General features: G+C 40.5%; 20 protein-coding genes and 1 pseudogene. 11 read left to right on the plus strand and 10 right to left on the minus strand.

Features of this window, described 5'->3' with window-relative positions:
- Positions 1 to 14 precede the first annotated feature (14 nt).
- Positions 15 to 5,141, plus strand: a complete 5,127-nt coding sequence (locus tag DXZ23_RS14595) for an SNF2-related protein (protein ID WP_017807198.1) — start codon at positions 15 to 17, stop codon at positions 5,139 to 5,141.
- Positions 5,142 to 5,174: 33 nt separating this feature from the next.
- On the opposite strand, the gene DXZ23_RS14600 is transcribed toward DXZ23_RS14595, so the two are convergent.
- On the minus strand, positions 5,175 to 6,707 hold the full coding sequence (locus DXZ23_RS14600; protein ID WP_017807199.1) for a DEAD/DEAH box helicase family protein: 1,533 nt from the start codon (positions 6,705 to 6,707) through the stop codon (positions 5,175 to 5,177).
- 218 nt (positions 6,708 to 6,925) lie between these two features.
- Between DXZ23_RS14600 and DXZ23_RS14605 the strand changes: the two genes are divergently transcribed.
- The 4 genes from DXZ23_RS14605 to DXZ23_RS14620 are packed head-to-tail and all read left to right on the plus strand — an operon-like array spanning position 6,926 to position 11,434.
- Entirely contained in the window at positions 6,926 to 8,560 is a 1,635-nt protein-coding gene (locus DXZ23_RS14605) for a hypothetical protein (protein ID WP_017807200.1), read from the plus strand.
- Positions 8,561 to 8,575: 15 nt separating this feature from the next.
- Positions 8,576 to 9,037: a hypothetical protein gene (locus DXZ23_RS14610; RefSeq protein ID WP_017807201.1), complete on the plus strand. Its 462-nt coding sequence runs from the start codon at positions 8,576 to 8,578 to the stop codon at positions 9,035 to 9,037.
- A 3-nt stretch (positions 9,038 to 9,040) separates the two neighbouring features.
- Positions 9,041 to 10,681 carry a hypothetical protein gene (locus DXZ23_RS14615; protein WP_017807202.1) on the plus strand — a complete coding sequence of 547 codons (1,641 nt, stop codon included), beginning with the start codon at positions 9,041 to 9,043 and terminating at the stop codon, positions 10,679 to 10,681.
- 9 nt (positions 10,682 to 10,690) lie between these two features.
- Positions 10,691 to 11,434, plus strand: a complete 744-nt coding sequence (locus tag DXZ23_RS14620; protein WP_017807203.1) for a hypothetical protein — start codon at positions 10,691 to 10,693, stop codon at positions 11,432 to 11,434.
- A gap of 34 nt (positions 11,435 to 11,468) precedes the next feature.
- On the opposite strand, the gene DXZ23_RS14625 is transcribed toward DXZ23_RS14620, so the two are convergent.
- The 5 genes from DXZ23_RS14625 to guaB all read right to left on the minus strand — a co-directional run bounded on the left by DXZ23_RS14625 (position 11,469) and on the right by guaB (position 18,515).
- Positions 11,469 to 12,668, minus strand: coding sequence for a tyrosine-type recombinase/integrase (locus DXZ23_RS14625; protein WP_017807204.1), 1,200 nt, complete (start codon positions 12,666 to 12,668; stop codon positions 11,469 to 11,471).
- A gap of 202 nt (positions 12,669 to 12,870) precedes the next feature.
- Positions 12,871 to 14,430: a glutamine-hydrolyzing GMP synthase gene (gene guaA / locus DXZ23_RS14630; RefSeq protein ID WP_017807205.1), complete on the minus strand. Its 1,560-nt coding sequence runs from the start codon at positions 14,428 to 14,430 to the stop codon at positions 12,871 to 12,873.
- A 44-nt stretch (positions 14,431 to 14,474) separates the two neighbouring features.
- Entirely contained in the window at positions 14,475 to 15,668 is a 1,194-nt protein-coding gene (locus DXZ23_RS14635; RefSeq protein WP_017807206.1) for a hypothetical protein, read from the minus strand.
- A gap of 112 nt (positions 15,669 to 15,780) precedes the next feature.
- Positions 15,781 to 16,794 carry a hypothetical protein gene (locus DXZ23_RS14640; RefSeq protein ID WP_081603165.1) on the minus strand — a complete coding sequence of 338 codons (1,014 nt, stop codon included), beginning with the start codon at positions 16,792 to 16,794 and terminating at the stop codon, positions 15,781 to 15,783.
- A gap of 257 nt (positions 16,795 to 17,051) precedes the next feature.
- Complete coding sequence (gene guaB, locus DXZ23_RS14645) at positions 17,052 to 18,515, minus strand: IMP dehydrogenase (protein WP_017807209.1); 1,464 nt, start codon at positions 18,513 to 18,515, stop codon at positions 17,052 to 17,054.
- Positions 18,516 to 18,681: 166 nt separating this feature from the next.
- On the opposite strand from guaB, the gene birA reads away from it, so the two are divergent.
- Positions 18,682 to 19,620 (plus strand): bifunctional biotin--[acetyl-CoA-carboxylase] ligase/biotin operon repressor BirA, encoded by a 939-nt coding sequence (gene birA / locus DXZ23_RS14650; protein WP_017807210.1) that lies wholly within the window; start codon positions 18,682 to 18,684, stop codon positions 19,618 to 19,620.
- 37 nt (positions 19,621 to 19,657) lie between these two features.
- On the opposite strand, the gene DXZ23_RS14655 is transcribed toward birA, so the two are convergent.
- Positions 19,658 to 20,497, minus strand: a complete 840-nt coding sequence (locus DXZ23_RS14655; RefSeq protein ID WP_021724756.1) for a DUF5718 family protein — start codon at positions 20,495 to 20,497, stop codon at positions 19,658 to 19,660.
- Positions 20,498 to 20,675: 178 nt separating this feature from the next.
- Here DXZ23_RS14655 and DXZ23_RS14660 point away from each other — a divergent pair, with 178 nt between their 5' ends.
- The 3 genes from DXZ23_RS14660 (at position 20,676) to DXZ23_RS14670 (ending at position 23,098) form a co-directional block, all read left to right on the plus strand.
- Positions 20,676 to 21,044 carry a hypothetical protein gene (locus DXZ23_RS14660; protein ID WP_017807212.1) on the plus strand — a complete coding sequence of 123 codons (369 nt, stop codon included), beginning with the start codon at positions 20,676 to 20,678 and terminating at the stop codon, positions 21,042 to 21,044.
- Positions 21,031 to 21,744 (plus strand): SEL1-like repeat protein, encoded by a 714-nt coding sequence (locus DXZ23_RS14665; protein WP_035696069.1) that lies wholly within the window; start codon positions 21,031 to 21,033, stop codon positions 21,742 to 21,744. The genes DXZ23_RS14660 and DXZ23_RS14665 overlap by 14 nt, the downstream gene beginning before the upstream one ends.
- A 14-nt stretch (positions 21,745 to 21,758) precedes the next feature.
- Positions 21,759 to 23,098, plus strand: a protein-coding gene (locus tag DXZ23_RS14670) for an IS3 family transposase (RefSeq protein WP_114995557.1) whose coding sequence is annotated in 2 segments (ribosomal slippage) — positions 21,759 to 22,209 and positions 22,209 to 23,098 — 1,341 coding nt in all. Because the reading frame shifts where the segments join, the coding sequence is not laid out codon by codon here.
- 20 nt (positions 23,099 to 23,118) lie between these two features.
- Here DXZ23_RS14670 and DXZ23_RS14675 read toward each other — a convergent pair.
- Positions 23,119 to 23,301 (minus strand): annotated as a pseudogene (locus tag DXZ23_RS14675) (tryptophan synthase subunit alpha); the annotation flags it as partial.
- Between the two features lie 354 nt (positions 23,302 to 23,655).
- Between DXZ23_RS14675 and DXZ23_RS14680 the strand changes: the two are divergent.
- Positions 23,656 to 23,838, plus strand: coding sequence for a type II toxin-antitoxin system RelE family toxin (locus DXZ23_RS14680; RefSeq protein ID WP_021724752.1), 183 nt, complete (start codon positions 23,656 to 23,658; stop codon positions 23,836 to 23,838).
- A gap of 48 nt (positions 23,839 to 23,886) precedes the next feature.
- On the plus strand, positions 23,887 to 24,234 hold the full coding sequence (locus tag DXZ23_RS14685; protein ID WP_021724751.1) for a helix-turn-helix domain-containing protein: 348 nt from the start codon (positions 23,887 to 23,889) through the stop codon (positions 24,232 to 24,234).
- A gap of 84 nt (positions 24,235 to 24,318) precedes the next feature.
- Here the strand turns inward: DXZ23_RS14685 and trpA are convergent, their stop codons facing one another.
- Together trpA and trpB are read right to left on the minus strand one after the other, a co-directional pair.
- Positions 24,319 to 25,125, minus strand: coding sequence for a tryptophan synthase subunit alpha (trpA, locus tag DXZ23_RS14690; protein ID WP_017807236.1), 807 nt, complete (start codon positions 25,123 to 25,125; stop codon positions 24,319 to 24,321).
- Positions 25,125 to 26,321, minus strand: a complete 1,197-nt coding sequence (trpB, locus tag DXZ23_RS14695) for a tryptophan synthase subunit beta (RefSeq protein WP_017807237.1) — start codon at positions 26,319 to 26,321, stop codon at positions 25,125 to 25,127. The genes trpA and trpB overlap by 1 nt, the downstream gene beginning before the upstream one ends.
- Positions 26,322 to 26,332: the final 11 nt, after the last annotated feature.

Here is a 26,332-nt window from a genome sequence, read left to right on the forward strand (position 1 = left end):
CCAAGGGGAAAACAATGCTCTCTTTAAATGATTTAACCACGGTAACTGTGGTTTTGGCTTATGATGAAGCCGAACAAAAACACGCCAATCAATCTAACATTAACAAACTTGAACTCTACCCTACGCTTTCAGAGCAAATCAAACGCTTGCGTCTTACTAAAACACGCGTCCCTGTGTGGTTTGATAAACGAATGAAAGGCACATTGAAGATTATGACTTCAACGCCTAAAGTTTATGAGGTAAAACATAATCGTTTTTCTGAGTATTGGCTCGGGCAAACGGCACAAATAGCAGAACAAAACACCTCGCTTAGTGTTTCACAACAATATGAAAAATTGCTGTATGAGCAAGGGGCGAGATTTGGACTCAATGGAGGTATTTCAAAAGCCATTTTCCAACAACATTTTCCAGAGATTGATTTAAATCAATCTCAAGAATGGTGTGTGAGCTTAAACGGTGAAAATATTATTTCCGCTGAGGATTATTATTCGGGAAACTTTGGAGATTTTCGAACATTACACGAAGAGGCGATTGCTCAAGCTGAGGGGGAACATAAAATACAGCTCATTAATCAACTTAATGCAGCAGAAGAACGGTTATTGCGTGCAAATGTGCGTGATATGGATTTTGAGATCACAACCAGTTTTGTTAGCCTTGAAGATCGTGTACGTTTTCTTAATCAATATGTTTCAAATGGCAGGGGCAATTTCATTGTTCGTACCAATACGAAAGGGGAGCAGGTGGTTGAGTTTAAGCCCTCCCGTTCATCTTCTTATGAAAGCATTGAAGACAAAGTATTAAAGCGTGTAGCGAACTTTGTCACCACACACAGCTTTACCACGGCGGCGAAAACAAAAGAAGAAGACAAAGAACGTCGAGTATTAATGAAAAAAATCCTTGCTTCTGCCAATATTCGTTTCTCCGCGTGGGTGAAATCTAATTCAAAATTAATGGGTGAAATCGATAAGAAAGTCAATGATCCTGATGCGTTAATGTTCCGCAATATTGAGAATGGCGAACCATTAAATATGATAGGGATAAATTCAGACTTCCAACCCCGCCCTCATCAGGCGGCGTTTATTCGCCAGCAATCACGTCAATTTGGTGGGATCTGTGGATTTGATGTAGGGCTTGGGAAAACGGCGAGTGCGTTATTAACCATTCAGCATTTACAATCCATTAACATTAAAAAGAAAACGATTTTCTGTGTGCCTAATACGACGCTGACTAACTGGAGAAAAGAGGCAAAAGGCATTTACGCTGATGAGGTTTTTGCACGTTGTTTATTTGTTGGTATTAGAGAAGATAAAGCTGGCAATCTCAGCGTAAAATCCAGTGAAGTGCCTGCTGATTTAGTGTCAATTTTGGACAATAAGCACGATAAGATTTTTATGACAATGGAAGCTTTTGAATCCATTTCATTGAAAGACGATACGCTTGAACGTTATTTATCGGCACAAGGTCAATTTGATCGCCAATATGAATTTGGAGAACGTACAGCGGATAATGAGCGGCTTAAATCGGCATTAGCCAAATTGAAAAAATTAATTGGCTCTAAAATGAAAAACGAATTATTGGAGCTGATGGGCATTGATAGTCTTGTGATTGATGAAGCTCATAATTTCAAAAATGGCAAAAAAGGAAATTTTGGTAGCCGTGTTAAATGGCTTTCACTTGCTGATCCCTCAGCAAGAGGTGTGAATGGTGCGGTTAAAGCCTGGTATATACGAGGGCAAAATCAAAAGCAAGATGGTGTACTTTGTCTCACGGCAACCCCTATTACGAATTCCCCATTAGAAATTTATTCAATGCTTTCTTTGGCTGTCGGCGAAGAAAAAGTCAATGGTCTTACAGGGATTAAAGGTGCGGATCAATTTTTGGAAAATTTTTGCTATATTGAGACCCGCGAGGAAAGTACCGTAGATGGGCGAGAAGTGGAAACTGAAGTTTTTTCTGGGCTACGTAATGTTGGCGTGCTTCGCAAACTTATTCAATCCGTTGCGGCGATTAAAAATGCTGATGATTTACCAAATGGGCGAGATTACATTCCAGAAAGTGAAGAAAACGAAACTCATATCGCTTTATTTGAAGAAACTAAAGCAGCAATTGAAACATTAAAAACCGATTATCGTTTAGCCAAACGCTATGTGGATAAAAACGGGGACGTGTCTTCGGAAACACAAGAACATATGATGGCTCTTACACTTAAAACAGGTGAAACGCCAGAAGTGTTGGCTCACCCGTTTAATTTTATTAATAAAGTAACAAAAACCTTACTTGATCGAGATCTGAGTTCAGAGATGACGCGTTATTTTATTGAGCCAAGTCAAAAAACGCTAGCTAAAACGGTGATCGAACAGTTTAACAAGCTCAATTTAAAAGAAGAACGTGAGAATTTGATTGGTACAACCGCAGAGATTATTCTTGATACGACGATGGCGAAAGATAAAGAGGGAATTGACGATTTCGCAACAAAAACGCTTTATACTGTTCAGATTATCGCTCGTTTAATTAACAACCAGATAGAATTAACCACGACGGATTTTGAAAATCAGAGTAAATTTTTGAAACTTGCTGAAAAAGCGGGGTTAGCACTTGATGTAAAACTCGGTTCAAAAATGGCCGCACTTTTAGAAAACGTTAATCTTGAGCGGGCTAATCCGAAAGCCAAAGGGGGCGTGTGTAAGCAAATTATTTTTTGCGATATGATCGGCTCACATAATAAATTAAAGCTCGCCCTCGTCAATAAAGCCAATATCCCAGCACATAAGATTGTGATTTTCAATGCAAAATCCGTGAAAGACAGCGGCGAGGTGCAAGAAATTCAAGATGGTTTTAATGAGGACACTGTTATTGATGAAAATGGTAAAACGCTTTCTGAAAATAAATATGAAATCATCATCGCCAATAAGAAAGCGGAAGTGGGAATCAACCTACAAAAAGGCACACAAGCTATTCATCATTTAACGGTAGGCTGGACACCCGATAGTTTGCAACAGCGTAATGGTCGTGGTGTTCGTCAAGGTAACTATTTAGCACAAGAAGGCATTGCGGTGAATGTTTATCATTATGATGCGAATGGTACATTTGATAGCTATAAACGCAAGTTGATTGGAAATAAAGCGAGTTGGATTAATCATTTACTCTATGGAGATGAAAATAAAGTTAATATTGAAAATGGACTAAGCAAAAAAGATCAGGAATATTTAGCTGACTTAATGGGTAATGAAGAAGCCTATAAACAGGCTGAGGAAAAACTGAAAAAACTTAACGAAGAAAAACGTTTAGCCACGCTTAAACAGGATTTTGTCAATACCTATCAAATGGCAGAAACGATCAAAACAGAAGCACAAAAAATCCGTACTTTTGATGATTTTCTACAATCCCATTTTAATGATGCCGTAAGGCATTTAGAGGCAATCAACAATGAAATCATTGCTCAAATTGCTCCATTAGAGAATAACATTAGCAAAATTCGTCAAGAGTTGGAAAATGAAACAAATGAGGCCACGATTTCAAGCAAACAGAAAAAACGTATTGGTTTGGAAAGCAAACTTGAGCGAAGAAATGCCGTATTAATGAAAAAGTGGGCGGCATTCGTGCGTCAATACCAATCTATTTATCCCGATGTAATGCCTGATGAGGATTTTAAACGAGCGAGCAGTCTGCTTGAAGAAAGCCAACCTTATTACGGCACCAAATCAAACCGCTTAAAACAAAATCTCGAAAAAGGAGAGCAACACCCACTTTACAATAATTGGGAAGAAGAGAGCGGGGCTTACACACAGATGATAGAAGAGTATGAACATAAGCTATCAGAACTGGCAAGTCAGGTAGATATTGATGAAGAAAGGTTGCAAGCATTAAAAGAGGCAAAAGCCTTTTTGGTGGAGAATTATCCAATATTAGAGGGGGATTTATTACAATCAGAAAATGATTTAATCTACGTTAGTTCGATTAATGATCATTATTTGTTTGGACTTGGGATTTCATTAGAACCTTTAGAGAATAAAGGAATAGATCGTTATAATGAAGAAAAATTGAAGGGATACCACTTAATTAAGGCAAATAGTCCTGAGAGTGAAGTGATTTATCAGCACATTGCAAAACGTGCGGAGCAGTCTTTATCAACCTATGAGTGGTGGACTAAAGAGATGCCTGAAATTGAAAAATATATTGACAGCTCAGCCAAAGTCAAATTGAGTGAAGCACGTCAATATCGATTCAATGATCGTAATCTTGATTTTTCACTTATTTTGAATGAGGAAGACTATCAAGCGTTAAAGCAATCACCAGAAGCTTACGAACATATTCGTCGTATTTATGATGATCAAGGTGTGGAGTATCGAGATAACGGCATTTATGCCCCGATCAGTAATATTTATCAGTCCCGATATTATTGGTCAAACGATGTGAGTGATGAATTATTCACCTTTTATGTGAAATACAATTATCCATTAAATGAGAAGGTAGCTGATGGTTACTTCTCCGATTTAATACACACGCCAATGCCTCAGCCATTAGAGGCGGTAGAAAATGCCTTTAGTCAAATTGATGTTGCGAATATCGAGAGTGGAGAAGCCTTAATTCAGAAAATGAATGAACTAGCTAATGCTCGTCTTGAAGAATTAAAGGTTATTGAGAAGGGATTTACCTTGTTTGATTATCAACGCGTTGTTTCTTCTCGTATAACGGATTTTAAGAGCAATATTTTCACTTATCTATTCCGCTTGGCATCAGATTTATTTATTGATTACCAACAAAAACAGCTTGAAAAACAGAATGCAGAAAAAGCAAAGGAAAAAGAAGCCTTACGCTATACTCTTCTTGCGAATTATCTAGTTGTTTCGGGTAATACGTTGAAATATCAAGACAGTAACGGGAATAAATTTCGTAACAGTGTAAACAGTGTATTAAAACGTGATGAACTAGATCCCGCTTATGCCATTGCGTGGCTGAAGAAAGACAAATCCTTTAATCAGAAAGGTGATGGACAATTCTTCAAACAATTTAATGATGAGCAGTTCGCCGTCTTACCCGCCAACAGCTGGATCATTCATAAGCAGGCTTGGGATTGGCTTGTCGAAGCTTATCGTGAAGATCTCAATAATGCGAAGATTACAGCAAATTCGGTTGTCTAGTCACAAAGTGCGGTCTTTTTTGACCGCACTTTTTTAGAGGTAGTTATCAAGTCCTGCTAAACTTTGAGCGATTTTATCCGACCAGCGGCGATCTATTTCTGTTTGCTCACCAATTTCTGCCGCAATATAATGCGTGCTTTCAAGGAACGCAAAGGCAAACGTATCACCAATATCAGGCGAGGGTATGCCTTGAGCTTTCATATCGGGTTTACTCATAATTTGGTAGCGGGCTTTATTATCATAATTGTAAGGTATGCGGGTTAATTCATTAATAATGCGTATGCCATAACGATCCGCAACCGCTGCACTAATACCAAAGCGTTTTTCTTGAATGGCTCTGGCAAGAGAAACGATCGACTGTGCACGTAAATTATAAAAACTCTCTTTTAATTCCTTACGGAAACAAAGATTTCCCCATTTCACTTTTTCAATATTTGGCACACCAAGGTCATTAAGGTTATGAATGAAACCTACCCCTAGCCCGCCATAGTCCACGACAAGGGTAGCGTTTTGATAATCTGTAGATTTTCTGGCGACCGCTCTTGCAAAATTCACCGTATCTTGATCATCACGCACAATGGGAATGTCTTCAATATAAACACGGCGGGCATTTTCGCCATACATTCCAAATCCCCACACACGTGCAACGGTCATTACACTGTCATCGCGAAAATCCCCACCTCCGACATCAATAGGGATCACATAGCCCCAATCTTGATAGCCATTTAATGGATTATGTCCGAAGATCGCTTCAACCTCACTACGCCCCAATAAAAAGCCATCGGATTTATTCGGAAATAATCCGCGTACTTTAATGTCGTATTGCTCTTTGCTGTACTGGCGTTTCTTCTCTTGTAAAAATTCATAGCTAACAATGGGAGAAAGTTCAGAATTGAGTGTAAGATTATTCCACGCACCACCAAAAGCACGGCTTAGTTTATGATGGGTTTCATAGAAAAAGCCCGTATTTCGGGTTGGCTGACTGGCAAGTACCATTCTGTTTCGGCGATCAGTGAGTGAACCCGTCAGCACGCCAAAGTGGGCATCTTCAATCCCTGAGGCTTCATCAGCGATGACTAAAAGATAATCGCCGTGCAACCCCGCCAAGTTTTCAGGTTCATTTTTGGGTGCCGTTTTGGCAAGAACGTGCCAATATTGCTTCGCCCCCTTAATATTAATGTCGGTAGCATTGAGTTCTACTTCTTCAGCAACCCAGCTAAAGTTGCTTTTTTTCATTCGATTGAGTGATAACGCAACTTCCTTAAATACTTGTTTTCGTACTTGTTCTACTTTTGGGGCTATAACTGCCGTGATCGAATTATAATAACAAGTTAAGTGCCAAAGTACGATCACCCCAAAGCTCGCCGTCTTTCCCGTGCCGTGGCCAGATGAAATAGAAGTACGAGATCCGAGTGTCTGTACGCTCTCCATCACATCAATTTGCTGATAAGTGAGATCTAATCCGCAAACTTCTTTCGCAAATAAAGGCAAATTGAAAGCGTACCGTTTCACAAAAGCGGCATAACGATGATCTTGAATTAATTTAGGTAGGGTATTTTTGCTCATTCCCCTAGCATAAAGGTTGATTTTTTTAGGAGAGCGGTGTTTTTCCTATCTATTCGCCACCGCACTTTATTTCGTAGTCAAATTAGGAAAAATGAAAATTTCTTTCTTCTAGTCATTTGTAAAGTAACGCTGTTTACAAAGGCAGAGTGGCTTCAATTCTCATTCATTGCCCTTTGTAATTTCAATACGTCAATTAATGAAACTATGGAGGGCAAAATATGCCATTTTATGATGATAAACGCTGCCAAGAAGCTCAGTTGTTAATGGATAGTGTACTTGCTGATGTGAATGATGTTTCATCGTTACAGTTAGATTCTGTTGAGCAAATCAATGATAAATTAGGCTCGTTTAATGATGGAAAGGAAGCCAATCAAGTGGGAATGGTGGAAATCCGACAAGCGATTTTAGATGGCATTAATGCCTATGAAAAAGCACACGGATGTAAACCGGGTTCACACTTAGTTGCGTCAGCACTTGAACAAGGAAAAGTGTATCTTGATGATGCGATTGCAACATCAAATTCAATGTCATCAGAAGCACGTGCGATGGTGCCACGCCAAGCCTTGATTGCGATTAAGTCTGTGTTATTTGCGGGTGTGCCATTTGCCTATTATTTGCAAGGGGATAAAAACACGGGTGAAGCACCGTTAATTATTATTTCTCATCACGCGGGAAATAAAACCGGTATGTATGATGTTGGAGGATCATTAAATGGTGTAAGTGGTGGTAATCCATTTATTACTTCCGATCGTACACATACATTAACTTCAAGTGATAAAACCAATTACTCAGGTAAAATTACTTCAGTAATGACCGATTTTGCTCAATGCGATCAGTCTGCTACCGTGATCCCGCTTTATCCTAGTCGTACGCAAATTATGGTAAATGGGTTAGTTGCGGCGACAACTACAAATTCAAAATCTGATACTGAAATGGTTTCGGCGGCAGTAAAAATTGGCGATACGGATTACAGTTTTTCTGCCACTGTTAAAATTCAAACTGGCGAAGTTACCGTCGTGTTTACGTCCGCCGTGCCTGAAAATACCGTTGTGGCAGCACGCGGTTATTTGAACGTGGAAGATGTGAAATTTAAAGAGGCAACGCCGTCAGTCAAAACGATTGCAAATAAATATACAATGTTTGCAAAATCCTACCGCTCAAAAGTAGTGGTAACTCCAGAAGCGGAACGTCAGTTTAGTCAAGAAATGGGTATTGATCCCGCGACAGAAGGGACAATGATGATTCGTATGCAATTTGCTCAAGAACATCTTTATAAAGCCCTGAATGATGCGACAACCATTGCGAAATTCCACAATGCGAATGAATTTGACTTTGATTGGGACGAAGCAGGTAAACGCAAATCTCAAGAAGAGATTGCCAAAATTTTATTAAGCAAAATCGATATGATTAGCCAAGAGATGGCAAATCGTAACGGCTCTCACGGGGTATCCCATATTTATGTTGATGATCGCATTCGTACTATTCTTTCTGCACTTGGTGGGGATTATTTTGAATCATCTAATATTTCAGCACGCCCAGGGAGTTATCGCTTAGGTCGCTTAGGTGGAATGTATGAAGTTTATTACACACCGAAAGGCTTAGGTAAACGCACCGAAAGTGGTGGCAAGAAAGCCGCTCGTATGTTGTTGATTGGTGCTAATTCCGCACAACCAGCGTTCAATCCATTTATTTTTGGTGAAGTGGGTGCACCAAAAATTGATCGCATTAACCCAAATTCAGAAAGCCCTGAGGGTGGCTATTGGGTAACGGGTAAAAACTTTGCAGAACAAAACCCCGTGCCAGAGTATGCGGCAAGTGTTGCTTTGCTTGATGTGTTAGACACCCCAAATTGATAAGGAGATTCCCCTATGTTCTTAATTATTGGATCAATGCTAAAAGAAAATGAAGCATTAGCGATCTTAAAACAAGAATGTGGGGAATTTAACTTCCCGCAAAAAATTACTGTAGAAAACCATATGCCCCGTGATGTTGTTGGGGCTTCGGTGAGCCTGTTTTTAGACTCTAATTTAAAAGCAAGCGGTATCACAAAGCAAGAAGTTGAATTTCCGACATTTGGTCATTTAATGCAATTCGTTACGGATATTGAATTGGTGGCAAAAGCAAATGATTTTGAAAAAGCGATCTCACTTTCTATAGCAGAAAAAGAGGTTGATACAGTTGAAGACGCTCACACAGCTGAAGTTGAAGAAACTCATACTGTTGAAACTGAAAGAAACGAAACCGGAGAGAGCAAAAAATCACGTAAACGAAGAGATAAGCATCAACAAAATGAAGATGTTAAACCTGATGAAGAAAACAACAAGGAGTAATCAATGGCAACCAGTTTTAGTCGTTCTTTAGGACACGAACCCGGTGTACAGCTTAATCCAACGCTAGACAAGAGTGAGGGATTTGCGGTTAATGCTGTCGAAGATCAAACATTTGCTGCAGTAGCTCGATTACCACGCGGTCCGATTGGTCGAGCATTTGAAGTACATAAAGGAAATGTCCTACGTATTACCGGTCGTCCTGAGCCTATTCGAGTTAATGCACTGAATGATGCACATACTCAGCTTGTTGAAGCCTTAAATAAGGGAGCAAAACGTGCGGTGATTTCTCGCTTAGTCGGAACGGATGCAAAGAACAAGTGGATTGTGGTGAAAAAGCCTGATAGCCCTAGTGGACGTTATGCGTTAAAAGTTGAATTGGTCGATGAGGTTCCTAGTGATACCTTCATTTTGGCATTAAAACATCACGGCTGTTTTAATGATGGCATACGACTTTCTATTTCAGCACCTGAATTGCAAGATGAAAGAAGCCAGTCAGTTGATGCCAAAATGATCACGTTAAAAGTAATGGATAAAAATAAATCTGTGCTTGATGAATTTACGGGATCAATCGACTTAGATTCTGTTGATGACGATGGCTACCCAAATAGCTTGCAAGCACAAATTGCGAAATACGCCTTTGATGATTATGAACTTGTTTTAGCTCAAGGTGCGGTAATTCCGAAAGATTGTGCTGCTTATGGTAAAAATGAGAATGGTATTCAACGCGTTCAAGTAACAGAGGTGCTATATCCATTTAGTGAAGGGAGCGTGAGTAGTTTCACCGCACTCCAATACCAAAGTGCAGTAAAACAGCTGAAAGATACGGATAGCAATTTTGTCTATATTTCAAGTTTAGGCTCAAATTCTACCGCACTTTGTGCTGCATTAGCACAATTAGGATTTGATAAAAATATTCAAGTAATGATTGATGTGCCCAATCATTTTACGCCAAAACAAGCGATTGCTTGGGTAAATCAATTGGGATTGAGTAGCCATTTATTAAGCTTGCTCTGGCATCCTGTTGAATGTAATGATCCTAATGGGGTAAGTGGTCGGGTCAAAATTGGGACGAGTGCTTATCGCTGTGCCTTATCTTGCCAGCGTAATGCCGTACAAAATGCACTTGGCTTCTCTGCCAAACAATACGCGGTAGCGGGTCGTCAATTCCCAATTCAACGACAAGGAATGAAGCAACTTTATAAGCCTGATAATGAGGAATTATCCGATTTAGCAGCGGCTGGAATTACGCCTGTTATTTTCCAAACATTCTCAAGTAGTAGTGGCTATGTTTTTGCTGATGCCATTACCAAAGCGGGAAAAGAAACCAGTTTCTTAAATTTAATTTCTTCTGTTGAAATTATCACCTCGCTTGAACGAGATGTTGCACGTATAGCAAGAGAATTTTTACTCTTTATGCCGATGGAAGAGGCGATAAAAGCAGCATATCGAATGATCACCCAGCATTTTGATGCCGCGAAAACGTCAGGGTGGCTTGTAAATAGCAGTGAATTAGGTGGCAAGGCTTATGAGCTAGAAATTATGCCAAATCAACAACGTCCTGCAGACGTAATGATGGTCAGCTGGCGTGTTCGCCCAGAGGGTTGTGTTCGCCAAATACATATTACATCAACGATTACTCGATAAGGAAAGATTATGTTTGAGCAATTATTACATTTATCACGCCTCCCGAAAAAAGCGGTAGGAAAACCCACCGCAATGGTTGCAAATAAAAATGCAATGATTCTTGATAGTGCAGAAGAAGACAAGCCCGATAACAGACTTGCACTTTTCCAAGAACAGCAAATTGCTTCAGAAGCCTTGAATTATTTCTCTGAATGGTGTGAAACTAATGAAGAGGATCTTGAAGAAAACGAAGGATTTGGTGATCGCCTGCTTGGGTTGATGATCGCTGTTGCAGATGATAATCAAGATGGAGAATTAGACGATGACGAGCAAGAGGTTGTTACCATCGGACTAAATGCGGTCTATGATTACTTAATTTCTAAAGGCGTTTCTGAAGAAAATGCAGGGGCACTATTAGATGATTTTGACAATGACCTTGCACGCAATATTCACGAATTTATCTTGACCAAATTGCCACAAGGTGAAGAGGAAATGCAAGGTGAGATGGACGCATTAATTTTCTCAACGGAAGAAAATGAAGCGGTGTTAGATGGTGCATTGGCTGATGAATTAATCACTGATGCCGCTTATAGAAAAGTGTTTGCTATCCGCAATGGCAAGAAAATGCGTATTAATAAACGCATTTCGGGTAAGGTTCGTTTGACCGCCAAACAACGTACAGCAATTCGCAAAGCACAACGCAGAGCTAATACAGGTGCAGCTAAAATGCGTCGCCTGAAATCATTCAAAATGCGTCGCAGAATGGGACTTTAATAACAGAGCAACCGCATCGAAAGGTGCGGTTTTTTTACAAATTCTTACCTTTAATCCATTCATCCACCTTATCAGCCCACACTTGCAACATTTCTTTTCTTTGTTCTGCATATTCAGCTTTATTATAAACTGCACGCACACCTTGTTGCTCGTGAGCTAAACTTTTCTCAATCCAATCACTATTGAATCCCATCTCGTGTAGTAAGGTGGATCCTGTGCGACGCAAATCGTGTACGGTAAAATCATCGATGAGCTGCTCGTTGCGATTAATATATTGAATACAGTTGGCAATCACTCGATTAAGAGAGCTATTGGCGATAGGTTTTTGCCGATTTATTCGACCTGGCAACAAGTATGGCGAACCCTCTGAATAAATTTGAAACGCTACAATTAAATCAATGGATTGTTCAGACAAATAAACGTTATGTGCACGTTTAGCTTTCATTCTTTCAGCGGGAATTGTCCAGACTTTATTTTTGAAATCGATTTCATCCCATTTAGCGTTGATGAGTTCGCCCTTTCGTACAAGGGTTAACAAAATGAATTTAACCGCTTTTTTCAAACCGAAGTCCGATTGAGTTTCTTCAAGAGCATTGAAGAACAAATGAATTTCGCGTGGAGTTAATGTACGCTCTCGTTTTTTGAATACAGCAATGGATGAATTAGCAATCTCATCGGCAGGGTTGCTAAATTTATGTCCGCGTTGAATAGCATAGCGATAAATATTTGCAATGAGATCACGGACAAATATCGCCGTAGAAGGAGCACCGCGATCTTTAATTTTTTCACAGTGATGACGAATTTCATCAGTTGTGATTTCAACCATCAGCCTATTGCCAAAAGTGTCTTTGATATCTCGCTCGTATGTTGCAATACGTAAGGCTTTTGTACTGTCAGCTAATTTGACGTCAGCAAGATATTTTTCCGCAAAAATACAAAAACGATCTGCATTGCGGATTTTATTACGTTCGGCACGCTTTTGTCTTGCTGGTGAAACCCCTTCACTTACTTGTTTACGAGCAATCATCAAACGCTCACGAGCTTCCGCAAGATTGATGCCATCAACACCGTATTTGCCTATAGTCAGCGTTTCTCGTCTGCCGTTTATACGATAGTCATAGCGGAAAGTGATAGTCCCAGTCACTGACACGGAAACATAAAGCCCATCTCGATCTGCGACTTTATACACTTTGTCTTTAGGTTTAAGAGATTTAATTTTTGTATCTGTTAGCATTTTACGTCAATTTCACCGTCATTACATTGACGGTATTTTCTATCATTTTATCGGCATTGGCAATGCTATGCCGTCAAAAATACCGACAAAAAAATAAACTAATATGAAACGGCGTGAAATAAGGTGAAATAGAAAAGCCCTGTAATAACAGGGCATTTGGCTATTTTTGAAATAATATGTTATGCGATGAAAAGCAGAGGTTTTATTCCCACTCGATCGTCGCTGGCGGTTTTCCGCTGACGTCATACACCACGCGGGAGATGCCATTGACTTCGTTGATAATGCGGTTGGAAATTCTGCCGAGTAAGTCGTAAGGCAGGTGAGCCCAATGTGCGGTCATAAAATCAATGGTTTCTACCGCACGGAGAGAAACAACCCAGTCGTATTTACGACCGTCGCCCATTACGCCAACGGATTTCACTGGCAGGAAGACGGTGAATGCTTGGCTAACTTTGTAGTACCAGCCTGAGTTATAAAGCTCTTCAATAAAAATGGCATCGGCACGGCGGAGCAAGTCGCAGTATTCTTTTTTGATTTCACCGAGAACACGCACGCCTAATCCTGGGCCTGGGAACGGGTGGCGGTTGAGCATTTCTGCAGGCAAACCAAGGGCTAAGCCGATTTTACGCACTTCGTCTTTGAACAATTCGCGTAATGGCTCAACTAAACCCAGTTTCATATAATCAGGCAAGCCGCCCACATTGTGGTGAGATTTGATCACGTGTGCTTTGCCCGTTTTGCTCGCGGCAGATTCGATCACATCAGGATAAATCGTGCCTTGTGCTAACCATTTGACATTTGTGAGTTTTTTCGATTCGTCATCAAACACATCAACAAACACTTTGCCAATCATTTTGCGTTTTGCTTCGGGATCAGCAATGCCTTTTAACGCGTCAAGGAAGCGATCTTCCGCATCGACACGAATGATATTTAAACCGAATTTATCGCCGAACATTTCCATCACTTGATCCGCTTCATTTAAGCGAAGTAGCCCGTTATCCACGAACACGCAATACAAATTTTTGCCGATAGTACGGTGTAACAACAGTGCGGTAACGGAGGAATCCACCCCGCCAGACAAGCCGAGAATCACTTCATCATCGCCCACTTGTGCTTTTATGCGAGCAACGGCATCTTCGATAATGTTTTCTGGTGTCCAGTTGCGTTCACAACCGCAGATATTCACCACAAAATTGGTCAAAAGGGCTAAGCCACTCTTGGTGTGAGTCACTTCTGGGTGGAATTGCACGCCGTAGAAATGACGGCTTTCATCGGACATTGCCGCAATCGGGCAAGTTGGCGTTACCCCCGTGATTTGAAAGTGCGGTGGTAATTGGGTAACTTTATCGCCGTGGCTCATCCAAACATCTAACTTATGATCGCCATCATCTAAGCCCGCGAAAAGTGCGGTGGTATTTTCAAGCAAAACAGAGGCATAGCCAAATTCGCGGTGATCGGAAGTTTCGGTTAAACCGCCAAGCTGCATTGCCATTGTTTGCATTCCGTAACAAATGCCCAACACAGGCACGCCCGCGTTAAACACATATTCAGGCGCGCGTGGGCTGTTTTCTTCGGTGGTGCTTTCAGGCCCGCCTGAAAGAATAATCCCCGTTGGATTAAATTCACGGATTTGTTCTTCCGTAACGTCCCAAGCCCACAGCTCACAATAAACGCCAATTTCCCGCACACGGCGAGCGATAAGCTGAGTGTATTGCGAACCAAAGTCTAAGATTAAAATTTTATGGTTGTGAATGTTGTTCATTGTGTACCTTAATATTATTGTATTTAGAAACTATCGAAAAGCTTTCAAAAGTTGATTGGGTTTGGCATCTCTTCAAAAAAAATTTGTTCAGGTGTAATTACATTAAGCATTAACATTAGTTTTGATAAAGTTTGGGATTTTGCATCATTTTCATTTTTGATTTTTTCTGAACCAAGAAAAACCACTTTATCGATATTTTTGGGTGGTAGAGAAAAATAGACAGTACTCATAATTCCTCCAACATAATCGGGTAATGAATTCGTCATCATTAATACTTCAAAAGGAATATTTGCTGGGATTTTCTCTGCACCTGTTTTTCTGATAATATAATCATTAATATCATCCCCTTTCGGATGGCCTTTAAAAAAGATTTTTATATCATTACCTAAATAGAACTTTCCATTTGGTTTTATAAAACTCTCAAGTATCTCAGTTTGTAATTTGGCATTATTTAATCGTTTTTTCTTATCTTTTTCCCAAGTAGTTGTTCCAGTAAAAATAAAAGTTTTATATTCTTTATTTTTAGTTCCTATATTTAATTCATTAAAAATATTTTGGTCAAAATGAGTAATTTTTAAAAAGAGTTCTTTCTGGTTTTTAGAGAAATGGCTAAAGCGAGATAAATCCATAGATACAATCGTATCTGAAAGGAAATGTTTTAGCGGTTGCATCTTTTCATCAATATCGAGATAATCAGGACGCAACAAAATATATTCCGTCGGAAAAATTTTATGCCAAGTATATCTTGTTAGTGAATGTAGTTTATCTGTATCTGTTTCACGATTTTCTAATGCATCTTTTAACTTCTTTTGTGCTTCAATGAGAATTGCAGAAATATTTTCTTGCCGATGCTGATAAAGATCAACATAGTTACCTGAACCATCATCATATAAATAGAGCTTTTCAATGTTTATTTTATGAAATAGAGGAGATAATGTCTTAAAAATCGATAATAAGCTTCTTACAGAGTGATCTAAGTTTGTATGAATTATTAGATCTACGGGAGTATCACTTTTCTCGATGTTCAAATAAAGCTTATCAGAAAATTCTTTAATATCAAGAATAGATACTTTACTGAATTCTATACGTTCTTTAGAAAACGAGTTTAAAATTTCTTTGTTAAAGTCAAATCGTTCAAAGCCGATGATTCTTTCAACTTTCTCATTATTCTTATTTTCGACGAGGTTTAGAATCATATTTAGGGATGGAAGGGAGGCATAGTCCAAATAGATTTCCATTTTTTGGCACCAAGCTGATATAGAAAAGAAAAGGCTAAAAAATGTAATTATTTTCCTCATATACTTATTTTCCCCCCATCAACATAAGATGCCATAAATATTCTTCGCGTTTCTATTTTATAGCATTTTGCTTGTTTTTCAATAGCTCTATTGATTTATTAGTATTAATTTTAAGAATAACTGAGATTAATTTCTCAAATTTAGTCAGTTTTTCTGGATTAGTATTTTCAATGTACTTATTTTCTAGGAAGATAAGTTTTCCAACTTTTTCTTTAGGTAAAGAAAAGTAAATAGAACTAGGCATTCCACAAATAGTATCTGGTAATAGATCTAAGATGATTAATATTTCTAAAGGAATATTCTCAGGAATACTTTCTATTTTTAGTGTATCTATGATAAAAGTATTGATATCTGTTGCTGCAGGGTGACCTTTAAATAGGATATGATAGTTTTTAAAATTAGTGTCAATGAGATCCTTTAATAAATTAGCTTGTAATTTTGCAAATTCTAAACGTTCATCTTTCCAAGTCGTTGTTCCAGTTAAAATAAGAGTATTTTTTTGCTTTAATGTTCTAGCTAAGGTATGTAATTGTTGGCTATCAATATTAATAAAATGCAGAAATAACGACTTATTCTCAGAAGTTAAGGTGTGAAATTGTTGAAAATTCATTTTGGTGAAATGTTTTTCTAATTCCTTATTTATATAAGACATTTTCTTATCTGTTTCAAAATACTCTGGACATAGAACAATATATTTTGTTGGAAAGAGAGTATGCCAAGTATATTTATTTAAATAGGTAAAATGAAAGCATTTACGTAAAAATTTAAACTTTCTTATAACCTTATAGATAAGTCTATATGGATGTACGCGTGGGAAATAATAAATTATTTCTTGTTTAAGTCTTAATGATGTATTTTTCTTCGCTGTTTTAAATAGTAAAGCGAGATTGTTTTCTCTTTGATTATAAAGATCAAGATAATCAGCAGAACCATCATCATATAAATAGAGTTGTTCTATATAATATTTATGTTTTACTGAATGAAGTATAGACATTATTTTAGGAATAATAACTAATGAATGATAAAGATTAGTGTGTATGGTTAATGCATATTTAGTGAAGGTAATGTTGCAACATCGAAATAAATAATCATTTTTTTGTTATCTATTTTGTTATATTTTCGATTAAACATAATATTGATTCCTTCCGAGTATTAATAGCACAATTTAGTATTAGTTTACTAGATTACTTAAATTTAAGATTATGATCCTGAACAATGTGATAAAAAATAATCAAAAATTTTGAATTCCTATTAAAATAAATAATGATAATTTAAGAGAAAATAAGCTCTATTTAAAATAAATAGAGCTTATTTGAAAGATTATTATCCCATACGATAATTCGGTGCTTCTTTCGTAATGGTTACATCGTGGACGTGGCTTTCTTTGATGCCAGCACCGCTGATTCGCACGAATTGGGCTTTGGTGCGGAGATCTTCAATGGTGGCACAGCCCGTTAAGCCCATACAAGAACGCAAGCCACCCATTTGTTGGTGGATAATTTCTTTTAAGTAGCCTTTGTATGGAATGCGTCCTTCGATGCCCTCTGGCACGAGTTTGTCGGCGGCGTTGTCGCTTTGGAAGTAGCGATCTGATGAGCCTTTGCTCATTGCCCCTAATGATCCCATTCCGCGATAAGATTTGAACGCTCTGCCTTGGTAAAGCTCGATTTCACCTGGGGCTTCTTCTGTGCCTGCGAACATCGATCCCACCATTACACAGCTTGCCCCCGCGGCGATGGCTTTGGCGATGTCGCCTGAATAGCGGATTCCGCCGTCGGCAATCACTGGGATTCCGCGATCTTTTAAGGCTTCCGCCGCGTCAGCAATGGCTGTGATTTGGGGTACGCCCACGCCCGTTACAATACGCGTGGTACAAATCGAACCTGGGCCAATGCCGATTTTCACCGCACTTGCTCCTGCGTCCGCAAGGGCGATCGCCCCTTCCGCCGTGGCAACATTGCCCGCGATAATCGGTAAATCAGGATATTTCGCACGGGTTTCACGCACGCGTTGCAACACGCCCTCAGAATGCCCGTGGGAAGAGTCGATTAATAGCACGTCCACGCCCGCTTGTACTAAGGCTTCAATGCGTTCTTCATTGCCAGCACCCGCTCCCACAGCCGCACCTACACGCAAACGCCCAAATTCGTCTTTACAAGCGTTCGGTTTTTGCTCCGCTTTTTGGAAATCTTTAACGGTGATCATTCCTTTTAATTTGAACGCGTCATCAACCACTAGCACTTTTTCTACGCGGTGGTTGTGCATTAATTCTAAAATTTCCTCGCGTGAAGTGCCTTCTTTTACGGTAACAAGGCGATCTTTCGGGGTCATCATTTTTTCGACGGTTTGTGACAAATCTTTCACAAAACGGGTATCGCGACCTGTGATAATACCAACGAGATTGCTTTCTTTATCTACCACAGGGTAGCCCGCAAAGCCGTTTTTCTTCACTAATTCCGCCAGTTCCGCTAAGGTTAAATCTGGGGAAACGGTAACAGGCTCAGACACAATGCCACTTTCAAATTTTTTCACTTTGCGTACGCGATCCGCTTGGCGTTCAATGCTCATATTTTTATGGATAAAGCCGATTCCGCCCTCTTGTGCGAGAGAAATTGCTAATTTTGCTTCGGTAACGGTATCCATCGCGGCAGAAAGCATCGGAATGTTCAAGCGAATGGTTTTGGTGAGCAGGGTGGATAAATTGGCAGTGTTTGGTAACACGGTAGAATGAGTGGGAACAAGTAGCACATCATCGAATGTGAGGGCTTCTTTGATAACTCGTAGCATAGCAATATCTCTCTTTAAAGGGGGAAAATCCCAAGGTTAATGTTAAAAAATATTGCGGCGGGATTATACAGAGTTTATGCTTATTTGAAAATGGCGAATTGCAAATATTTTTTATTTTAAAAAAATTCATTGTCGTCTGTCTGGACGAAAATTAAGGAAAAATAAAATGTTTCATTTTTTAGTCGAATTGGCGGATGGCGAGAAAAAAACACGTCAAAAAATGACCGCACTTTTAGGTTTGAACGATCACCAGCTCAGCCAGCATATTCAGGTGTTGAGGGAATTGGGGATAAAGATCCAAACCAATGGCGATGATATTCAATTACAGCCTGAGCTACCGCTACTTTCTACACAAAAAATTAATCAAGGCATTGCCCCTTATCAAGCGGTGGTGAAACCGGTGATTCACTCCACCAATCAATATTTGCTTGAGCAAATTGATCAATTAAAACAAGGGGATCTGTGTTTGGCGGAATATCAATTCGCAGGGCGGGGGCGGCGGGGACGGCAATGGCTTTCCCCCTTTGCAGGGCAAATTATTTTAAGTGCCTATTGGACACTTCCGCCACATATTTCACTGAATGGGCTGAGCCTTGTGGTTGGGTTGGCGATTGCGGAAACCTTGCAATCTTTTGGGGCAGAGGGAATTGGGCTGAAGTGGCCCAATGATGTGTTGCTGAACGGGCGAAAATTAGCAGGCGTGTTGGTGGAAATTGCTAATCATAAAAACGGCTTGCTGAATTTGATTATTGGCATCGGCATTAATCTTTCCTTGCCTAAGCAGGCGAGCATCGATCAGCCGTGGGCAGAACTGAAAGAAATCGTACCGCACTTTGATCGCAATGAGATCATCATCGCCCTTGTCAATCGGCTTTATCATTACCTCGCTCAATTTGAGCAACAAGGAATGGCGAGTTTCTATCAGCGTTGGACGGAATGGGACGCATTTTTCGGCAAACCCGTGAGTATGATAAGCGAAAAAGAAACCCTTGACGGCATTGAACGCGGCATTGATCGCGAGGGGCATTTGTTACTGGAAACGGCACGGGGCGTGATCAAATTCAATGGTGGAGAAGTGTCATTGCGGCAACGATCGCAAAAATGATTGCCAAAATGAAGGGGAAATTTTTCCCCTCTCGCATTTAAACCACTTTTTGCACAAGGGCGGAGATGTCCTCTGCAAACTGTTCTTCCACCGCCATTTGCTCAATCTGTTGGGGCGTGTATTTTTTGCCGTTATACACTGCCACAATGCTCACATCATCGGGCTGTAGAAAATGGCTCGTGCCAAATTCCGTGTAACGGGTCGCCCCAATGCTGATAATAGCTTGAGTTGGGTAATGGGCTTTTTGCAATAATTCAGCAATATTATTCATCGGGCCAAAATCAGGCTGATGATTCATTTGCCCCACAATCCAATCGAGCAATTTTTGATGAAAATAGCTGTATCCCAAGGCAGGGCTATCCACGCCATAGGCATTCAGCACGCCATTACGCTTATGGAAGCAAGCGATGCGATAATCATCTATTTCACTGCCTAAATCAAAACGGGTGAGCGGAATGGTTTTTGCCGCCAGACCTTTGGTTGCCGCCCCCCAATTTTTCTTCTCGCAAATTTTATTGGCATTCGGACGGCGGATAGAGCAGTCGTTATAGGCGGCGAAAGCCTGTGGTAAAAGTGCGGTAACTTTTTCGCCAGAATATTGCACCTCACAAAGCAAGGCGATTTCAGGCTCAATTTGCAAATTATCCGCCCCCTCACGCGGGAACACAATGCGATCCGCACTTAACGGATTTACTGCCAAAAAGGCATAATCCCCCAACTCTTCCGCTGCCGCTGGCACATAAAACGGAAAAATCGCTTTCGGCTGATGGCGTTCCTGCGTTTCCACCAGCTCAAAATCTTTCGCTTCCCCCGCTTGCTCTAAATGCCCCGCAAAATTGCCAGCCACCCCAAGCCCGATAAATGTTGTCTTTTCCATTGTTTCCCCCTTTTGTGGATTCATCGTGGTTTATCGTAAAAAACTATGCAATTTTTTACCGCACTTTGCAAGGGGCATCAAATTGCAATGGGGGCTACTATAAAATATTGTGCAAAAAAAACAATATATAATTAAAATTTATTCAATTAACCCTGTAATCATAAATTAGGAGAAAAAAATGAAAGATTACACAAACTTAATCTGCTATGAAATTGCAACACGTATTGAAAGCGAAAACCCGCAAAGCATCGTGCCTTATTTAAGCCCCGAGTTGGATTTTAAAACGGACCAAGATGCCCCACATTTGCTTTATGTCGTGCGTAAACTGTTCTTTAAAGAGGGAACGGACGACACAGCATATATGCGAAAGATGGAGCGTTTATACATTGAACGAATTATTAAAAGACATCAGCTCTCGGCGAGCGTGGAAACTGTTGAAGTTGAGCATAGCGAAACAATCCCCTTCCCAACAAGATTTATCGCCAAATATAATCCCGTGTGTTTTAGCTTTTATAAAAGCGAGGAGGACGCAAATGAAGATGCGTAAAACCCTTATAGCGAGCGTAGTATTGGCATTGAGTTTCAATGCCGTGGCAGTAGACGAAGCGAAATTAGAAAAAGCGAAAAAGGGGGATTACAGGGCGATGAAACGTGTTGCTCTTGATTATTGTAAAGAAGGGAATTACCGAGAAGCGTTTTATTGGCAAGAGAAGGTCATTAATCATCTATTCTTTAAAGCTAATGCCACAGACAAAGATAAAAAAGATCTTGAGTTTTATATGAAACAATTGGCAGAGGGTTATACTAGCGGGACGTGCGATCCATATGGTGAGGGAAAAGGAAAACAGTTATTTTTACCCGATTACCGTTTAGCAGAGCGGTGGTACAGCCGTTTGGCATTTATAAAGAACCCCGAATCCTCTCATCCCTATGATGCAAAATTCCAGCTTGCGGAGATTTATTTTTGGGGAGAAGGAGGCATTGAGAAAAATTTAGTGCGTGCCAAAGGTTATTACAAAGAACTGGCTGAATTAAGTGATGAGCTGGCAAAAGAATACTCGGTTATTCAAGAAACTCGAGGTAATGCGAGGTATCGTTTGGCACAAATGTATTATTTCGGTAATAATGCCCCACAAGATGATAAGCTAGCTTATCAATGGGTGGATAAAGCAAGACAAGATAAAAATTTCTATGGTGCGAGAATTGATCTGCACCCCAAAAGTTGGACTAAACAACCAACTGATTAAGGTGCAGATTTTTTATGACTAAATATACTCAACGTTTCAAACAACAAGTGCTCGACTTTTATCATCAAAATGGAAAAAACCGTTCGCTTACTCGCCAGTATTTTCAGCTTCCCCAAAGCACGTTAGCACGTTGGATTGCGAAATTTAATCATAATGGAATCAATGGATTAGCTGTGTTAGGTAAAAAACGATGTTATTCTGTTGAGTTTAAATTAAAGGTTATTCAAGCTATCAAAAAAGGCCAGTGCTCCGCTGAAGCCGCCTGCTTTCGCTTTGATATCCCCAGTTCAGGGATAATTAGTCAATGGTTGCAACGCTTTGAAAAACAAGGTATAGATGGGTTATTACTCAAACCTAAAGGTCGTCCAAGTATGAAACTCAACTCACCTAAAATGCCACCAACGCCCAAAACAGAAGAAGAACGCTTGCGTTACCGAATTTTGGAATTAGAAGCGGAGAATGCAATGCTAAAAAAGTTGCAGGAACTCAACCAACAAAAAATGCAGAAAAAGCCGTCATCGTAAATGCCTTACGCTCGCGTTTCCCGTTGGAATTGTTACTCAGGCTAATCGGATTGGCACGCAGTTCGTTCTTTTATCATCTCAAGCCAAAGTCGGATAAAAATGTAGCGATTTCACAGAAAATAGAGGAAATTTATCGCAAAAATGACGAAAATTATGGTTATCGTCGAATTACCTTGGAATTAAGGAAATACTTGATTATCAACCACAAAAGGGGGCAAGCGATAATGCAACGTTTGGGGTTAAAAGGAAAAAGTAAGCAGAAAAAATATCGTTCTTACCAAGGCAAAGTGGGACACATTGCCGATAATCTGTTGCAACGGGATTTTACGGCAACGATGCCGAATGAGAAGTGGGTAACGGATATCACCGAGTTCAAATGTGCGGAAGGCAAAGTGTATTTATCGCCGATTAAAGACTTGTTTAATAACGAAATTATTGCTTATGATGTGGCGAGAAGTCCGAATTTTGAGCAGATAACCAGAATGTTGACCCAGGCGGTGAACCGATTAGCGGGGGAAAAACCGATACTGCATTCCGACCAAGGATGGCAGTATCAAATGATGGGTTATCGAGAGATATTGAAAAAACACGGTATTACGCAAAGTATATCGAGAAAAGGCAATTGCCTTGATAATGGTGCGATGGAAAGCTTTTTCGGGCGATTGAAGACGGAATGTTACTTTGGCAAGCGGTTTGAAACCTTTGAACAGCTTGAAAAAGTGATTCACGAGTACATTCATTACTACAACAATGAGCGTATTCAAGTGAAGCTTAAAGGACTAAGCCCTGTGGAATACAGAACTCAGTCCTTGAATGAAATTAGAATATAGTCTAACTTTTTGGGGGCAGATCATTGTGTTGCCCTTTTCATTTTTTGTACAAACTCAGCCAGTTCAGCCAAACATTGTGGGTGGTTATGTAAATTTCGCTCAATGATTTTGACGGTGGCAGAGCCTGAAATCGCACCCGCTGCACCAAGCTGTAATGCCTCTTTCACTTGTTGCGGTTGGGCGATGCCGAAACCTTGCAGAATTAGCAATAAGCTGATTGGAATCTCGGGATATTTCGACCGCACTTTTGCTAGCAAGGCAAAACTTTCCGCTGTGCTACAGCCAACAAATTATTGCACAAAAAGATGAAGAAATCAGAGTTTTAAAAGAGATGATTGAGCTATTAAAACTCAATCAAAAGTCATAAAGATTTTTTAATAAAATGGTTTTGGGTATTGGAAAACTAAAAGAGCGGTGAAAAATAGTGAAATTTTCCACCGCTCTTTTTGGAGCTGCCCAAATAAAAGTTGCCTTTGTGGTAGATAGTTATTACCCCTCTCTTGATTTCTTATAAAATAACTTATAAGATAAGTCTAAATCACTAATGTTGAGCCAAAATGAAAACTTTAATTATCCAGCCTAAGGCTTTAAAACAACTGCGTCGCATTCCCGAGCGTTCTGTTATTATTGATAAATGTGAAGAATTAAAGCAATTTCCTTTGTGTGCTAATGTGAAATCCTTAATCATAAATACCCTTATCGCTTCCGTGTGGGGCGTTATCGGGTATTTTTCCAGTTGATTGGCGACGCATTAAGCGAGGTCTCCATTGAAGAGGTGAAAAAACGCGATGAACGCACTTACTAATATCCAATATATTAACGATGAGCAAGGTAATCCTGCTTTTGCCGTTGTGCCACTTGCAACTTTAGAATGGTTAAAAAGCAAAGCTGGCTTGAAAAATCCCCTTGATACTGGTGTCCCTTATGAAGTTGCAGCGCTTGCACTTAAACAGGATATTTCTGCCGTGCGGGCGTGGCGAGAATATTTAAATCTCACTCAAGCCGAGGTTGCAGATCGCCTTGGGGTATCGCAATCAGCTTATTGCCAGTATGAAAATGCCACTCGCCTGCGCAAAAGCACTAAACAGAAAATTGCTGATGCGTTAAATCTTCATCTTGAGCAATTGGATTTTTAATTCTCTTGCGAAAACGAAATGCAAAAGAGCGGTGAAAAATAGTGAAATTTTCCACCGCTCTTTTATTTTAGCATTGACGCTGATTTACAACGTTGCACCTTTCATCGCTTTCACGAATTGAGCCAGTTCGCTTAAGCAGTTGGCGTGATTGTCTAAATTTCGCTCAATGATTTTAACCGTGGCAGAGCCTGAAATCGCACCCGCTGCACCAAGCAGTAATGCCTCTTTCACTTGTTGCGGTTGGGCGATGCCGAAGCCTTGTAGGATTGGTGGGGCTTGGTGGGCTTTAAGCTGTTCTACTAGCGTATCCAAATTGGTGGCGTGGCTTTGGTTTTCAGCACTGGTTACACCAGCACGGGACACTAAATAAGTGTAGCCTTCGCTGTGTTGGGCAACGCCTTGAATGGAGGCATCATCGGCATTCGGTGGGCAGATGAAAACGGGTTGTACGCCCTGTTTTTTTGCCGCACGAATATAAGGCTCGGCGGCGAGTAGGGGAATATCTGCCACTAATACCGCGTCCACGCCCACTTCCGCACAGCGTTGATAGAACGAGTCTAACCCTTGTGCATAAATCAAATTAGCACAGAGCAATAAGCTGATTGGAATCTCGGGATATTTCGACCGCACTTTTGCTAGCAAGGCAAAACTTTCAGCTGTGCTGCAACCTGCGTTTAATGCACGGTTATTTGCTGCTTGGATCACGGGGCCGTCTAATAAGGGATCAGAAAAAGGGAAGCCTAATTCAAGTGCGTCTGCACCGTTATCTACAAGCGTACAAATAATTTCAAATGAGCGATCAAAATCAGGATCGCAGAGGGTTACAAATGGCACGAATGCCCCTTGTTGTTTGGCGTTAAGTTGAGCGAATAAGGTTTCAAAACGGCTCATTAGATTTTCCCCTTTTCCGTTAAAATTTTGTCCACTGTGAAAATATCTTTATCACCGCGTCCCGATAAATTCACGACAATGAGTTGCTCTTTTTCTGGATTTTGTTGGATTAATTTCAACGCATAGGCTAAGGCGTGCGAGCTTTCCAACGCGGGGATAATGCCCTCGTGTTTTGCCAGTGCTTGGAATGCGTCAAGGGCTTCATCATCGGTAATGCTTTCATATTCCGCACGTCCGATAGCATGCAAATGGGCGTGTTGTGGCCCTACAGAAGGAAAATCTAAGCCCGCGGAAATGCTGTAAGACTCTTCAATTTGTCCGTCTTCCGTTTGCATAATCGGCGATTTCATTCCGAAATAAATACCCACTTTGCCGTGGCGAAGTGGCGCACCGTGCTGCCCTGTGGCAATGCCTTTGCCCGCAGGCTCGATGCCGATTAAACGTACATTCGCTTCATCAATAAAATCTGCAAACATTCCGATAGCATTTGAACCACCGCCCACCGCAGCGATAATCACATCAGGCAAACGCCCCTCTTTTTCCAAAATTTGACGTTTGGTTTCTTCCCCGATCATTTTTTGGAACTCACGCACGATAGTTGGGAAAGGGTGAGGCCCCGCCGCTGTGCCGAGTAAATAATGCGTGGTGTCGTAATTGGCTGACCAATCCCGCATTGCTTCGCAACAAGCATCTTTGAGCGAGCAAGAGCCTTTTTCCACTGGGATAACTTCTGCCCCCATTAAACGCATACGGAAGACGTTCGGCGATTGGCGCTCCACATCTTTCGCCCCCATATAAATACGGCAAGGCATATCCAACATTGCACAGGCAAGGGCAGTGGCAACACCGTGCTGACCAGCCCCAGTTTCGGCGATAATGCGCGTTTTGCCCATTCGTTTGGCGAGCAAAATTTGCCCCAAAACTTGGTTGGTTTTGTGCGCACCGCCGTGCAATAAATCTTCCCGTTTTAGGTAAAGTTTGGCTTTTGTGCCTTTGGTGAGATTACGGCACAGCGTCAATGCCGTAGGGCGACCAGCGTAGTTTTTCAGTAAATCTTGAAATTCTGCCTGAAATTCGGGATCGGCTTGCGCTTCCACAAAGGCCTGTTCCAGCTGTTTTAGCACAGGGACTAAAATTTCTGGCACATACATTCCGCCAAATTCGCCGAAATAAGGATTAAGTTGCGTTTCTGACATAATCGTTATCG

It is taken from the genome of Avibacterium paragallinarum, assembly GCF_900450705.1.
GTDB lineage: Bacteria > Pseudomonadota > Gammaproteobacteria > Enterobacterales > Pasteurellaceae > Avibacterium > Avibacterium paragallinarum.

Bases quoted from the DNA above. Each gene is read 5' to 3' on its own strand.
- guaB (WP_017807209.1), bottom strand. From the start codon at position 18,515: ATGCTACGAGTTATCAAAGAAGCCCTCACATTCGATGATGTGCTACTT.
- DXZ23_RS14660 (WP_017807212.1), top strand. From the start codon at position 20,676: ATGAAAGATTACACAAACTTAATCTGCTATGAAATTGCAACACGTATT.
- DXZ23_RS14685 (WP_021724751.1), top strand. From the start codon at position 23,887: ATGAACGCACTTACTAATATCCAATATATTAACGATGAGCAAGGTAAT.
- birA (WP_017807210.1), top strand. From the start codon at position 18,682: ATGTTTCATTTTTTAGTCGAATTGGCGGATGGCGAGAAAAAAACACGT.
- DXZ23_RS14625 (WP_017807204.1), bottom strand. From the start codon at position 12,668: ATGCTAACAGATACAAAAATTAAATCTCTTAAACCTAAAGACAAAGTG.
- DXZ23_RS14615 (WP_017807202.1), top strand. From the start codon at position 9,041: ATGGCAACCAGTTTTAGTCGTTCTTTAGGACACGAACCCGGTGTACAG.
- guaA (WP_017807205.1), bottom strand. From the start codon at position 14,430: ATGAACAACATTCACAACCATAAAATTTTAATCTTAGACTTTGGTTCG.
- trpB (WP_017807237.1), bottom strand. From the start codon at position 26,321: ATGTCAGAAACGCAACTTAATCCTTATTTCGGCGAATTTGGCGGAATG.
- DXZ23_RS14655 (WP_021724756.1), bottom strand. From the start codon at position 20,497: ATGGAAAAGACAACATTTATCGGGCTTGGGGTGGCTGGCAATTTTGCG.
- DXZ23_RS14595 (WP_017807198.1), top strand. From the start codon at position 15: ATGCTCTCTTTAAATGATTTAACCACGGTAACTGTGGTTTTGGCTTAT.
- DXZ23_RS14610 (WP_017807201.1), top strand. From the start codon at position 8,576: ATGTTCTTAATTATTGGATCAATGCTAAAAGAAAATGAAGCATTAGCG.
- DXZ23_RS14680 (WP_021724752.1), top strand. From the start codon at position 23,656: ATGAAAACTTTAATTATCCAGCCTAAGGCTTTAAAACAACTGCGTCGC.
- DXZ23_RS14620 (WP_017807203.1), top strand. From the start codon at position 10,691: ATGTTTGAGCAATTATTACATTTATCACGCCTCCCGAAAAAAGCGGTA.
- DXZ23_RS14665 (WP_035696069.1), top strand. From the start codon at position 21,031: ATGAAGATGCGTAAAACCCTTATAGCGAGCGTAGTATTGGCATTGAGT.
- DXZ23_RS14605 (WP_017807200.1), top strand. From the start codon at position 6,926: ATGCCATTTTATGATGATAAACGCTGCCAAGAAGCTCAGTTGTTAATG.
- DXZ23_RS14635 (WP_017807206.1), bottom strand. From the start codon at position 15,668: ATGGAAATCTATTTGGACTATGCCTCCCTTCCATCCCTAAATATGATT.
- trpA (WP_017807236.1), bottom strand. From the start codon at position 25,125: ATGAGCCGTTTTGAAACCTTATTCGCTCAACTTAACGCCAAACAACAA.
- DXZ23_RS14600 (WP_017807199.1), bottom strand. From the start codon at position 6,707: ATGAGCAAAAATACCCTACCTAAATTAATTCAAGATCATCGTTATGCC.